Here is a 13,506-nt window from a genome sequence, read left to right as displayed (position 1 = left end):
ACTAAAGATTAAAATTAACCCATTAGCCTCAGTCAGTATAACCAACTGATTGAGATTTGACAGACTTGTTAAGAGTTTAAGTATGGCACTATTAAAAGTTTTACGCTTTCCCGATGAAAGATTGCGAACTCAAGCACAACCTATCACAGAGTTTACTACTGAGTTGCAAACTCAAATCGATGATATGTTCGAAACCATGTACCAAGAAAAAGGGATTGGTTTGGCCGCGACCCAGGTTGATTATCATAAACAACTGATCGTCATGGATTTACAAGACGAGGTTGAACGTCCTAAAGTCTTTATCAATCCCGAGATTATTGCCAGTAGCGGTGATTTCTGTAACGAAGAAGGTTGTCTGTCAGTCCCTGGTATCTATGCCAAGGTTGACCGCGCCGAATTTGTTACCGTTAAAGCTCTGGATAGACACGGTAATGAATTCACCGTTGAAGCCGATGACCTATTTGCGATTTGCATTCAGCATGAAATGGATCACCTGAAAGGTAAGTTATTTGTCGACTACCTGTCGCCATTGAAGCGCCAACGGATCAAACAGAAACTTGAAAAAGCGGCCAAACAAGACGCCAAATAAGCATTAGGATCAGATTTGAAACCACTCAATATCATCTTCGCCGGAACACCGGATTTTGCCGCTCGCCATTTACAGGCGCTGATTAACTCACACCACAATGTGATTGCTGTTTACACACAGCCGGATAGACCCGCAGGGCGCGGTAAAAAACTCACCGCCAGCCCAGTGAAAGAGCTCGCGCTCGCCCACAATATTCCAGTTTATCAACCCGGTTCGCTACGCAAAGAACCCGCGCAGCAACAACTGGCCGCCCTTGATGCCGATATTATGGTGGTGGTTGCCTACGGTTTGATCCTGCCTAAAGTCGTGCTTGATACGCCACGTTTAGGCTGTATCAATGTTCACGGTTCAATTCTGCCTCGTTGGCGCGGTGCGGCGCCGATTCAACGCGCATTGTGGGCAGGTGATAAAGAAACCGGCGTGACGATTATGCAGATGGATATCGGCCTAGATACGGGTGATATGCTGCTAAAAACCTACTTGCCAATTGAAGATGACGATACTTCGGCAAGTCTTTACGAGAAGTTAGCCCAGCAAGGACCCGATGCGCTACTGCAAGCTCTCGAGGGTTTAGCCAACGGCACCTTAGCCGCTGAAAAACAAGATGAAACCTTAGCGAACTACGCCGAAAAACTCAGTAAAGAAGAAGCGAGGTTAGATTGGACTAAATCCGCGACCCAATTATGGCAGGAAGTTCGCGCCTTCAATCCTTGGCCAGTGAGCTACTTTGAGCACCAAGGCAATACTATTAAGGTGTGGCAGACCCAAGTCAGCACCACCAGCAGCAATGCCACACCCGGCACTATTATCAGCGCCAGTAAAAAAGGTATTGAAGTCGCCACCGGCGATGGTGTGTTAACCCTACTCAGCATGCAATTACCCGGCAAGAAACCCCTCAGCGTTGCAGATATTCTCAATGCCCGCGGCGAGTGGTTTACCCCAAATACTCGTCTCAATAACGAGGCGCAATAATGATGAACTTGCGAGCACTGGCGGCCAAAGCCATCTTCGACGTATTAGAAAAAGGCGTGTCACTTTCAGTTGCCCTGCCAGAACAGCAAAGGCATCTTGCTAGTGGTAAAGATAAAGCCCTGCTCGCCGAGCTCTGCTACGGCGTAATGCGTACTTTGCCACAGATAGAAAAACGCGTTGCCGAATGTTTGGCTAATCCGCTCAAAGGTAAGCAAAGGATCATCCACCAGCTATTGATTGTTGGCTGTTATCAACTTTACTTCACCCGCATACCAAGCCATGCGGCCATATCCGAAACCGCAGAGGCCTGCCGTCAGTTAAAGTTTGAGGGAATGGTAAAGGTCGTCAATGGCGTGCTGCGTAATATTCATCGCCAATTAACACCGCTTAGCACAGAGTCGGAGATCTTAAGCTACAACACGCCGGGCTGGTTAATTAAGCGCTTAAAAGCCGCTTATCCCGATCATTGGCAAGAGATAATCCAGCAAAGCCATGAACGTCCACCCATGTGGTTACGTAACAATCGCCTCTCCCAAAGCCGCGATGAATATCTTGCCGCCCTCAGTGAGCTTGAGATAGAAGCCAGTGCTGGCCTCAGTGATGATGCAATCCTGCTTGCCCATCCCAAGGATGTGGCGACATTACCACGCTTCCACGAAGGTGCGGCATCAGTGCAAGATGGCGCAGCCCAATGGGCCGCGACCCTGCTGGCCCCGCAAGCGAATGAACTGGTTCTTGATGCCTGTGCGGCTCCGGGCGGTAAAAGCTGCCATTTACTCGAACTTGAACCTAGCATCAAGCTGGTTGCCGTCGATTTCGATGCCAAACGTCTCGAGCGCGTGCAACAGAACCTTGACCGTTTATCATTAAAAGCGGAAGTTATTCATGGCGATGCGGCCAATATCGACTCATGGTGGCAGGGTGAACAATTTGATCGTATCTTACTCGACGCACCTTGCTCAGCGACGGGCGTTATCCGCCGCCATCCCGATATCAAATGGTTACGCAAAAACCATGACATCGAAGAACTGGCAGAGCTGCAAAGACAAATTCTCGATCACTGCTGGAAGTGGCTCAAGCCCGGTGGCACACTCCTGTATGCAACTTGCTCTATTTTGCCGCAGGAAAATCGAGACCAAATTAGTGCATTTTTAGCCAGAACCGCAGATGCTAAGCTAGACACACTTGCCCAGCAGGCTTCAAGCCAAGATATAGGTTGGCAAATCACGCCGGGACAACACAACATGGATGGGTTTTATTACGCCCGTTTATTGAAAGCGACCCATTAGGAAGTAAGCAAGGCCATGAAAATTATCATATTAGGTGCGGGTCAAGTTGGGGGAACCTTGGCCGAAAATTTGGTGGGTGAAAACAACGATATCACCATCGTCGATAGCGACAAATCCAGATTACGCGCCCTGCAGGATAAATATGACCTTCGCGTCGTGGCGGGCCATGGTGCCCACCCCGATGTGCTCAAAGAGGCTGGCGCCGAAGATGCCGACATGCTGATTGCTGTGACGAACAGCGATGAATGCAACATGGTCGCCTGCCAGATGGCCTACAGCCTATTTGGTACACCGACTAAAATCGCCCGTATTCGCTCCGAACCTTATCTAGCGATGCGCGATAAATTATTTATCGACAGTGAGACCAAAAATAGCGATGGGCGTCCTCGCGGCGGTTTTGTGATCGATGAACTTATCGCACCTGAACAGTTAGTGACCGCTTACATTCAACGTTTGGTTGAGTATCCCGGTGCACTGCAAGTGCTCGAATTTGCCGAAGGGCGCTTAAGTTTAGTTGCGGTGCGCGCCTATTATGGCGGCCCTTTAGTCGGTAATGCCTTGGCCGCGCTTCGCGAGCATATGCCAAATATTGATACCCGGGTGGCGGCGATTTTCCGCCAAGGTCGCCCTATCATGCCCCGCGGTACGACTATTATCGAAGCCGATGACGAAGTATTTTTCGTGGCCGACAGTCGCCATATCCGCGCGGTGATGAGTGAGATGCAAAAGCTGGATAACTCCTACCGCAATATCATGATTGCCGGCGGTGGTAACATCGGCTTAGGCCTGGCTAAACGCCTCGAGCGCACCCATTCAGTCAAATTGATTGAACACAAGTTCGAACGCGCAGAGTCTCTATCCGAACAACTTGAAAACACCACGGTATTTTGTGGTGACGCCTCAGATCAAGAGCTGCTACTCGAAGAACATATCGACCAAACCGATGTGTTTATTGCCGTCACCAACGATGATGAAGCCAATATCATGTCCGCCCTGCTAGCCAAGCGCATGGGGGCGAAAAAGGTGATGGTGCTGATCCAGCGCGAAGCATATGTGGATATTGTGCAAGAAGCTAATATCGATATCGCGATTTCACCCCAGCAGGCAACGATTTCAGCCTTACTGACCCATATCCGCCAAGGCGATATCTGTAACGTGTATTCCTTACGTCGAGGCGCCGCCGAAGCCATCGAAGCCATTGCCCACGGTGACTCCAGCACCTCTAAAGTTGTTGGCAAGGCCATTGGCGATATCAAGCTGCCGCCGGGAACCACTATTGGCGCAATTGTGCGGAATGAGGAAGTGTTGATGGCTCATGATAAAACAGTGATTGAGCAAGGGGATCACGTGATTTTGTTTTTGGTAAACAAAAAATTTATCGGCGAAGTCGAGAAGCTGTTCCAACCTAGCGCCTTCTTCTTTTAAGTCATCATCCTATGCTGAACTTTAGACCGTTATTGTTTATTTTAGGGCTGTTTTTATCGATGTTAACAGCCTTTATGTTAGCGCCCTTACTTCTTGCCGCATTCAACGGCGAGGAGACCGTAGGCTCTTTCATGTTATCGGCTTTAGTCACAGGGATTTGCGCCAGCCTGTGTTTGCATAACGGCCAAAGTAAGGCCATTAACCTCAATATTCGAGATATGTTTCTGCTCACCAGCCTAACTTGGCTGATCGTGAGTCTGTTTGCGGCTATGCCTTTTACGCTTTACCACGGTATAGGTTATACGGATGCCTTCTTCGAGACCATGTCCGGTATTACCACCACAGGTTCAACCGTGCTCTCAGGGTTAGATACGATGGATCACAGTATCTTAATCTGGCGCTCGTTATTGCAATGGCTCGGTGGTATTGGCTTTATCGTGATGGCGGTTGCGATTCTGCCCTTCTTAAACGTTGGTGGTATGCGGCTGTTCCGCACTGAGTCATCGGATTGGAGTGACAAGGCCGTTCCTCGTACCCAAAGCATGGCTAAGCATTTATTCTTTATCTATATTTTACTGACTATTATCTGCTGTATTGCCTACCATGTTGCAGGCATGACGTGGTTTCAAGCCATCAACCATGCGATGACCACACTGTCGACGGGAGGCTATTCAACCTCAGATAATTCGATGGCGGCGTTTTCAAATTCAGCCCATTGGGTTGGCGTTGTGTTTATGGCGGCGGGAGGTTTACCCCTGCTGATGTTTGTGCAGATGATCCAACAGCGCGATTTAAGCGTTTGGAATGATGCCCAAGTCAAAGGCTTCTTATTTTTTCTGACCTTTGTTTCTTGCTTTATTGGTGTTTGGTTATGGCAAACCCGCGATATCGCCTTGATTGATGCATTACGCTTATCCAGCTTTAACGTCGTATCTGTTGTGACCACAACGGGCTATGGGTTAACCGACTATGGTACGTGGGGCGCATTTGCTAATATCGCTTTTCTGTTCTTAATGTTTGTCGGTAGCTGTTCTGGCTCGACCTCTGGCGGGATCAAAATCTTCCGCTTTCAAATTGCTGGCGCCATTATGCGCGAGCAGTTAAAGCAGCAATGTCATCCCAATGGGATATTTAGGGAGCGCTATAATAACCGCCTGATTAGTGAGGATATTGTGCGCTCGCTGATCACCTTTGTACTGCTATTTATGTTTGTGATTGTTGGGCTTTCGGTGATTTTGGTGTTGACAGGGCTCGACCCCATGACCAGTTTTACTGGCGCAATTACCGCAGTCACCAACGTTGGCCCAGGACTTGGGCCGATTATTGGCCCAGCGGGTAACTTCTCGACACTGCCCGATCTGGCTAAGTGGGCGCTTGCATTAGGTATGTTGCTAGGACGCTTAGAGATTTTAACTGTGGCCGTACTATTCCATCCCAGTTTTTGGAAATACTAGTCGTATCAGTCATCAACTAAAAATGCGCTCACAGAGCGCATTTTTATTAGGCGGGCTCAGCAACCTTAGCCAAAGTCAGCAAATGGTCGGCATAGACCTTCACATCTTCCCAGTCGGTATAATCGATCACCGCCTTAGGATCCGTTGGCCCTTTGGTGATTTTCATAATCAATTGGATCATTAATCTGTCGTACCAAGGCCACGAAGGGTAATCCACCTTACCAGCAATAATCTTCAAATCGGCGGGAGTCCAAGGTGATAAGGTTATGAATTTTTGCAGGTATTTATTGTTCTCTGGAATACGTTTTTCAGGATTACGCGCCACCACATTGACGCAGAAAAAACTGTTTGGCAACGCACTCAACGCTTGCGAATGTTGTTCAACAAACTGGAATACGCTCTTGTCATAGGTACCATAGAGTACGCAAGCCCCCAAAGCCACCAGTTGATAATCGGGCCAGTTAATCCTTGTTGCAGCCGCACTATTGATGTCGACTAAGTCAACCTCAGCACCACGCAGAGTCAATTGCTGCGCGATTGCATTCGCAATCTTGGCCGTGTGGCCACCACGGGTAAAATAAAGCACCAAAATGCGTGTCATGGGGTATTCCCGTTCCGTTAAAGTGTGGCACCATTGTGGCAATCATCTGTTAAATAAACCCCTGATAGGATCACAAATCAGCGTTGTCTCATATTCTGAAATGCAAAAATTGAGATCTGAATTGCCGAGCAGTATGATTGCGTATAGAAACATGTTCAATTAGAATTATCTAATCAAAAGCGATCAAGTGAGTACCTTATGCAAAATGATATAGATGTAAATGCAATGGTAACTAATGCGGAAAGTGCGGCTAAATGGCTTAAAGCTATAGCGAATCCTTATCGCTTAATGATTCTGTGCCTTTTACTGGATAAAGAGCTGAGCGTGACGGAACTGAATGCGACTGTTCCTTTAAGCCAATCGGCACTATCACAGCATTTAGCAGTATTGCGAGCTGAAGACTTAGTCGATACCCGTAAGAGCTCCCAGATTGTGTATTACAAGCTTAAGAATGAACAAGTCACCCAAGTGATTTCCATTCTACATAGTCGTTACTGCGCGGTATAAATCGTTAAACGACGCCATGCAGTCATAAAGCCCTAGCTGAGACTAGGGCTTTATCATTTTTACAGCTTGCTAAAGTGCGTTCCGAAGGCTTCGACTTTACCCCAATCGGTAAACTCGAAGGTGCCCTTCAGGTCAGTCGGCCCCTTAGTCATCCACATGATAAAGCGGATCATGGTCCGGTCGAATAAACTATATTTAGGATAATCAATCTTGCCTGCAAACACCGCCAATTGCTGTGGTTGCCACAGCGATAATTTAAGGAACTTTTGCATGTAAGGATTGGTTTCTGGCGTGTTCTTTAATGGCTTACGCGCCACCACATTTACAGTGAAAAAACCGTTAATTTTTGCACTTAACACCGCGTGGTTGCGATTTACAAACTGATATAGCTCAGGTCTATGTTTACCATAACGAATACTCGCACCAATCAGCACTTTATCGAAATCGACAAGACTTAAGGCCTCGGCCTGTTCTAAGGTGACTAACGACACCTGCTCACCCGCTTGTTCGGCAAGCGTTTTGATTTTTCGGCAAATTTCCAGTGTTTGGCCATCGATTGTCGAATAGATTATTAATGTCTGCATATCAATCCTTCCAGAAAGTTGGCGTGAACAAAATCAACAAGGTAAAGACTTCGAGGCGACCAAATAACATGGCCACCACCAGCACCCATTTGGCGCCATCACCGATACTGGCATAGTTACTCGCCACTTCCCCAAGCCCTGGGCCAAGGTTATTTAAACAGGCAGCGGTGGCACTAAAGGCCGTAATATCGTCCAGCCCCATGGCCATTAGCGCCAACATACACAGTACGAAAACTAAAGCGTAGGCAGAGAAAAATCCCCATACTGCATCGACGACACGATCTGGTAACGCCTTGGAGCCAATACGAATTGAGAACATCGCCTTAGGGTGAACCAAGCGCTTAAGTTCACGAGAACCTTGCAACAGCAGCAGGATAACTCGGATCACCTTTATCCCGCCCGCAGTTGAACCACCACACCCACCGATAAAGCTTGAGAAGATCAACAGAATCGGCAGGAAAAGCGGCCACATATGGAAACTTTCAGTACCAAAGCCAGCAGTTGTCGCCACCGAAACCGCTTGGAATAAGGCGTGATCTAAGGTTTCTTCTGGCGAGTCATAAATCCCTGAGTGATAAAGGGTTAAGAAGCAAATCGCCGTCAGCACCAACTGAATTGCCACCAGCATCTTGAACTCAGTGTCTCGAAAATAGACTCTAAAATTGATCCCGCGGCGCGAAAATGCCGCAAAGTGCACGCTAAAGTTCACTGCAGAGACTATCAAAAAGAATACGCAAATCAGATTGATTACAGGGCTGTTAAAGTAGCCCATACTGGCATCGTGGGTCGAAAAGCCCCCGATGGCGATGGTCGAAAACGAGTGACACACGGCATCGAATACGCTCATCCCCGCCAGCCAATAGGCGCCAGCACAGGTGATGGTTAGCAGTAGATAGATGTACCATAACGCCTTAGCCGTTTCGGCAATCCTCGGCGTCATCTTACTGTCCTTCACAGGCCCTGGAATCTCGGCGCGATACAGCTGCATGCCCCCAACTCCAAGCACAGGCAGAATCGCCACAGCTAGAACAATGATCCCCATACCGCCGAGCCATTGCAGCATATGTCGATAAAACAGAATGGCCTTAGGTAAGGAGTCCAGTCCGACAATAACGGTGGCTCCTGTGGTAGTTAGTGCGGAGAATGATTCGAAGAAACTATCGGTCCAGCTGAGATCGGGTTGGCTTGAGAAGATAAAGGGTAAGGCACCGATGGAGCCAAGCACTGTCCAGAACAAAACTACGATCAGGAAACCCTCGCGAGTTCGTAATTCCTCTTTGCAGCGACGATTAGGATACCAGAGCCAAAAACCGATAAATAAGCTAACAAAAAATGCCTGAATAAACGCAGTACCACCGCCATCGTTATACCAAATGGCGATTAAGGCTGGCGGCAGCATAGTGATGGAGAACAGGCCGATTAGCAGGCCTATGATTCTTATTATGGTTTTGTATTGCATTCCGCGTGTTCAATTATTCCATTGGCTGCAAAGGTATTTTCAGCATTTTGCATATTTTGGCATAATTTACGCAGGCATCACAGCTCAAACTCTGCTCGCAGGCTACCCTGACTCAACGTTGCCAGTGATTCATTCAATATACCCTGTTGCTGTTTGCCTATTTCAAAATGGATATCAACGGCTTCGGCAAATTGCTTATCGATGATCACCGCTTCTAACTGTTGTAATAAATGTTCGACATCCCTTAATTGGGTGTAATCACAATGCAGTTTGGCTGGATAACGTAATTGCTTCAATCGCGTCGGCAATTGCCCTAAACCTTGGCGTAATCCCGAAGTATAGGCACGCACTAAACCGCCCACACCTAACTTAGTACCGCCATAGAAACGCACCACCACGGCACCGACTTCACCGAGATTCGCGCCTTGTAATACTGCGAGCATTGGACGACCAGCGCTGCCCGCTGGCTCACCATCGTCACTCGAACCGATGGCAATGCTGTCGTTGGGCGCTCCAGCAATAAAGGCATAGCAGTAATGGCTGGCGCCGGGATAATCTCGCTTTATGTCAGTAAGTACTAACTTCAGCTGTTCTAAACTTGTGCAATGAAATAGAAAAGAGATAAAGCGGCTATGCTTTATCTCTTCTTCTATCTGCACATTTTCACTCGGTATCAGATAACTTTCGAGCACTCGCTCTCCCTAAAATCACGCTAAGCCCAGTTCGCGGGTCATATTTTCGTTTCGATCCTGATGCACAATCACATTATCTTCGATACGAATGCCGCCAAAAGGTCGCAGCTCATCAACGGTGCGCCAATTGATCTGCTGACCACGGCTATCTTGTTTTAGCTCATTGAGTAAAGTGTCGATAATGTATAATCCTGGCTCCATCGTAAGCACTTGGTTTGGTGCCAAAATGCGGGTGCAACGCAGGAACGGATGGGCTTCTGGTGCCGGAATATGGGTACCACGCTCATCGAAGGAAAAACCGCCCACATCATGCACTTGCAAGCCTAACATATGGCCGAGTCCATGAGGGAAGAAGGCGCTGGTTATGCCTTGGTCGACTAAGCCCTGGGCATCGCCCGTGGCTAGCTCAAAATCCAACAGCATTTGCGCGACTTTGCCATGGGTCGTCAAGTGTAAATCGGGATAACGCACACCCGGACGCATCATATCAATCAGTTCGAGCTGCGCCTTATTCATGGCAGTGATTAATTCGTCGAAACGATTCTTCTCAAACGCATAGGTACGAGTGATATCCGACGCATAGCCAAAGTAACTGGCACCCGCATCGATTAAAAAAGATAAGCGGCGCACCGGATTTTGATGCTCAAGCGCGGTGTAATGCAAAATCGCCGCATTTTGATTTAAGGCTATGATATTACCGTAGGGCACTTCGTTCTCGCCCTGTCCCACGGCTGATAAATACTGCTGCTGAATTTCAAACTCGCTCGCACCGTTATAGAAGGCATTTTTAGCAGCTAAATGCCCTTGCACCGCAATCTGGTTGGCACGGCGCATACATTCGAGTTCATATTCGGTTTTAGTAGTACGGTGGAAATGCAGGTAGCTCATCACAGAGTCAGGATTGCGACTGGTGAAACCCAGCACCTCAGCCACATCTAAATGCTCACCCAAATACGCCCAGTTGGCGATATCGCTAGGCAATAGCTCGGCAACTTTATCGGCCTTAGTGAGTAACTTGATCTCAAAATGCTCGGTCCAAAACATCTCCGGCACGTCCGACACCTTATGCCAAAAATCCACTGGGCGATAAAAAATCAGTTGCGGCTTATCGCGCCCATTCACCACTAACCAACAGTTAGGGTTATCCAGCACAGGTAACCAAGCCTTGAAATGGGGATTGGCTTTAAAAGGATAATTAATGTCGTCCAAAAACATTCGATGTGGCTGACCCGAGTGGATCACTAAACCTGATAATGCTTCACGCGATACAATTTCAGCGACTCGACGATTAAGCTCGGCGATGTGGGCATGATAGTGATGAGCCAAGTGATCCATGTGTCATATCCTGTAATGAACGATAGTTAATAAAAAAACCGCAAATCTGACAGAGCCCTAAAGGCTCAGTGTTTTCCTTCGCGTATGCCCTATTACTTAGCAGGTTAGCAAATTCTCAGTTTAAGCCTATGCTTCTAATTCTAAAAATAAAATTATCCATTTAGCCAGCGAGCAATACCGCTAAAGTACAAATTCCCACCACGTACCCTTTAGCGTAATCTGGCACTTCTACACTTTGTGCAGTGTATCACAAAGCTTAAAATTCACTCTAGCCGACAAGAAATTAAACAGTCGTTTAAATTGGGTGTTGTAATTTATCGAATTTCGAAGCACACTGGCACACAACTGGTCAAATGATGGCCGAAGCTGCTGTGAGATAGAGAGTCGTACTAACACCAACAAATAATGGTGGGTATCACTTTTAAGCCAAAAGGAAGCAAGCAATGATCTACCAAAGTCCTACAATTCAGGTTGAGTTACTCGAGGATAATATTGCCAAGCTGTGCTTTAACGCACCCGGTTCGGTGAACAAATTCGACAGAGAAACACTCGCCTCACTCGATGCCGCATTAGATAGCATTAAACAACAATCAAACATTCAGGCTTTAGTGCTGACCTCAGGTAAAGATACCTTTATCGTGGGTGCCGACATTACTGAATTTTTAGGCTTATTCGCACAAGATGATTCAGTACTACTCTCTTGGGTTGAACAGGCCAATGCCGTATTCAATAAACTTGAAGATTTACCTTTCCCAACCGCTTCAGCGATTAAAGGTTTTGCCTTAGGCGGTGGTTGTGAAATTATTCTGGCAACGGATTTCCGTATCGCCGACACCACAGCCAAAATCGGTCTACCCGAAACCAAACTAGGTATTATCCCAGGCTTTGGTGGCACAGTGCGTTTACCACGTGTGATTGGTGCAGATAACGCTCTTGAGTGGATCACCACGGGTAAAGATCAACGTCCAGAAGATGCCTTAAAAGTAGGCGCGGTTGACGCCGTTGTTGCGCCAGAGGCTTTAGAAGCTGCCGCCATTCAAATGCTTAAAGACGCGGTTGCAGAAAAGCTTGATTGGCAAGCCCGTCGCCAACGTAAGATGTCACCACTGACCTTACCAAAACTCGAAGCCATGATGTCTTTCACAACCGCTAAAGGTATGGTTTTCTCTGTCGCTGGCAAACATTATCCTGCACCAATGGCGGCGGTAAATGTAGTTGAGCAAGCGGCGACCAAAGGCCGAGCCGAAGCGCTGCAAATTGAGCATCAAGCATTTATCAAGTTAGCGAAAACCGATGTAGCCAAAGCGTTGATCGGTATCTTCTTGAATGACCAATTAGTAAAAGGTAAGGCTAAGAAAGCGGGCAAGCTCGCTAAAGATGTGAAAAGTGCCGCCGTATTAGGTGCTGGTATCATGGGTGGCGGTATCGCTTACCAAAGCGCCAGCAAAGGCACGCCAATCGTGATGAAGGATATCGCTCAACCTGCATTAGATTTAGGTTTAGGCGAAGCCGCAAAACTGTTATCTGCGCAAGTTGCTCGCGGCCGCTCTACCCCAGAAAAAATGGCTAAAGTGCTGAACAACATCACTCCAGCCTTAGACTATGCACCAGTGAAACATGCTGACGTGGTTGTTGAAGCCGTTGTTGAGCATCCAAAAGTGAAGGCACAAGTACTGGCGGAAGTTGAACAATACGTGAGTGAAGATGCGATTATCGCCTCTAACACGTCAACCATTTCAATCAACCTGCTCGCCAAGAGCATGAAAAAACCTGAGCGTTTCTGCGGTATGCACTTCTTCAATCCAGTGCACAAAATGCCATTGGTTGAAGTTATTCGTGGCGAGCACAGCTCAGAAGAAACCATCGCATCTGTTGTCGCCTACGCCAGCAAAATGGGTAAAACCCCAATCGTTGTAAATGATTGCCCAGGTTTCTTCGTTAACCGTGTACTCTTCCCTTATTTTGCTGGCTTTAACGGCCTGCTCGCCGAGGGTGGCGACTTTGCCGCTATCGATAAAGTGATGGAAAAACAATTCGGCTGGCCAATGGGCCCTGCTTACCTGCTAGACGTTGTCGGCCTAGACACAGGTCACCACGCGCAAGCGGTAATGGCCGAAGGCTTCCCCGATCGTATGGGCAAAACTGGCAATGACGCGATTGACGTGATGTTCGAGAACAAACGTCTCGGTCAGAAGAATGGCAAAGGCTTCTACGCTTACTCTGTGGATAGCCGCGGTAAGCCAAAGAAAGACGTCGACCCAACCAGCTACGAGCTGCTAAAGGCTGCCTTTGGTGAACAAAAAGCATTCGATGCGGATGAAATCATCGCCCGCACTATGATCCCAATGATTATCGAAACCGTTCGCTGTTTAGAAGAAGGCATTGTGGCATCACCTGCCGAAGCGGATATGGGCTTAGTCTACGGTTTAGGCTTCCCACCATTCCGTGGTGGTGTGTTCCGTTACTTAGATACTATGGGCGTAGCCAACTTTGTCGCCTTAGCTGACAAATACGCTCACTTAGGTGGTTTGTATCAAGTCACCGACGCCATGCGCGCCCTTGCAGCCAACAACGGTAGCTACTACCAAGCCTAATTAGC

Annotated in this window: 12 protein-coding genes; 7 read left to right on the top strand and 5 right to left on the bottom strand. The window is 47.8% G+C overall.

All coding sequences use genetic code 11. The features are described 5' to 3' along the window. Positions 1-82: 82 nt before the first annotated feature. From def to CEQ32_RS16385, 5 genes are read left to right on the top strand one after another with little or no spacing between them, the layout of a single operon-like run. The gene (def, locus tag CEQ32_RS16405; RefSeq protein ID WP_055647937.1) at positions 83-589 is read left to right on the top strand and encodes a peptide deformylase; all 507 of its coding nucleotides are present in this window, start codon (positions 83-85) and stop codon (positions 587-589) included. A gap of 15 nt (positions 590-604) precedes the next feature. Further along, positions 605-1,561 carry a methionyl-tRNA formyltransferase gene (gene fmt, locus CEQ32_RS16400; RefSeq protein ID WP_055647936.1) on the top strand — a complete coding sequence of 319 codons (957 nt, stop codon included), beginning with the start codon at positions 605-607 and terminating at the stop codon, positions 1,559-1,561. A gap of 2 nt (positions 1,562-1,563) precedes the next feature. Next, positions 1,564-2,850, top strand: a complete 1,287-nt coding sequence (gene rsmB / locus CEQ32_RS16395; RefSeq protein WP_088587003.1) for a 16S rRNA (cytosine(967)-C(5))-methyltransferase RsmB — start codon at positions 1,564-1,566, stop codon at positions 2,848-2,850. 15 nt (positions 2,851-2,865) lie between these two features. Then, complete coding sequence (gene trkA / locus CEQ32_RS16390; protein ID WP_037429374.1) at positions 2,866-4,275, top strand: Trk system potassium transporter TrkA; 1,410 nt, start codon at positions 2,866-2,868, stop codon at positions 4,273-4,275. 11 nt (positions 4,276-4,286) lie between these two features. Continuing rightward, on the top strand, positions 4,287-5,729 hold the full coding sequence (locus tag CEQ32_RS16385; protein WP_037413506.1) for a TrkH family potassium uptake protein: 1,443 nt from the start codon (positions 4,287-4,289) through the stop codon (positions 5,727-5,729). Positions 5,730-5,775: 46 nt separating this feature from the next. Here the strand turns inward: CEQ32_RS16385 and hemG (CEQ32_RS16380) are convergent, their stop codons facing one another. Then, positions 5,776-6,330 (bottom strand): menaquinone-dependent protoporphyrinogen IX dehydrogenase, encoded by a 555-nt coding sequence (gene hemG, locus CEQ32_RS16380; protein ID WP_037413503.1) that lies wholly within the window; start codon positions 6,328-6,330, stop codon positions 5,776-5,778. A gap of 198 nt (positions 6,331-6,528) precedes the next feature. Here hemG (CEQ32_RS16380) and CEQ32_RS16375 point away from each other — a divergent pair, with 198 nt between their 5' ends. Further along, entirely contained in the window at positions 6,529-6,837 is a 309-nt protein-coding gene (locus CEQ32_RS16375) for an ArsR/SmtB family transcription factor (RefSeq protein ID WP_011715321.1), read from the top strand. A 59-nt stretch (positions 6,838-6,896) separates the two neighbouring features. Here the strand turns inward: CEQ32_RS16375 and hemG (CEQ32_RS16370) are convergent, their stop codons facing one another. The 4 genes from hemG (CEQ32_RS16370) to pepQ form a co-directional block, all read right to left on the bottom strand. Further along, positions 6,897-7,421 carry a menaquinone-dependent protoporphyrinogen IX dehydrogenase gene (hemG, locus tag CEQ32_RS16370; protein ID WP_037413499.1) on the bottom strand — a complete coding sequence of 175 codons (525 nt, stop codon included), beginning with the start codon at positions 7,419-7,421 and terminating at the stop codon, positions 6,897-6,899. 1 nt (position 7,422) lies between these two features. Then, a complete protein-coding gene (locus tag CEQ32_RS16365) occupies positions 7,423-8,880 on the bottom strand; it encodes a TrkH family potassium uptake protein (RefSeq protein WP_037429372.1) in 1,458 nt (485 codons plus the stop codon). Between the two features lie 77 nt (positions 8,881-8,957). Next, positions 8,958-9,572 (bottom strand): YigZ family protein, encoded by a 615-nt coding sequence (locus CEQ32_RS16360; RefSeq protein ID WP_037429370.1) that lies wholly within the window; start codon positions 9,570-9,572, stop codon positions 8,958-8,960. 15 nt (positions 9,573-9,587) lie between these two features. Beyond that, complete coding sequence (gene pepQ / locus CEQ32_RS16355; protein WP_088586450.1) at positions 9,588-10,907, bottom strand: Xaa-Pro dipeptidase; 1,320 nt, start codon at positions 10,905-10,907, stop codon at positions 9,588-9,590. A 443-nt stretch (positions 10,908-11,350) separates the two neighbouring features. On the opposite strand from pepQ, the gene fadB reads away from it, so the two are divergent. Then, entirely contained in the window at positions 11,351-13,501 is a 2,151-nt protein-coding gene (gene fadB / locus CEQ32_RS16350) for a fatty acid oxidation complex subunit alpha FadB (protein WP_055647934.1), read from the top strand. Positions 13,502-13,506: the final 5 nt, after the last annotated feature.

This window comes from Shewanella sp. FDAARGOS_354 (assembly GCF_002209245.2).
Classification (GTDB): Bacteria; Pseudomonadota; Gammaproteobacteria; order Enterobacterales; family Shewanellaceae; genus Shewanella; species Shewanella xiamenensis.
This window is presented reverse-complemented; position numbering and strand designations above follow the sequence as displayed.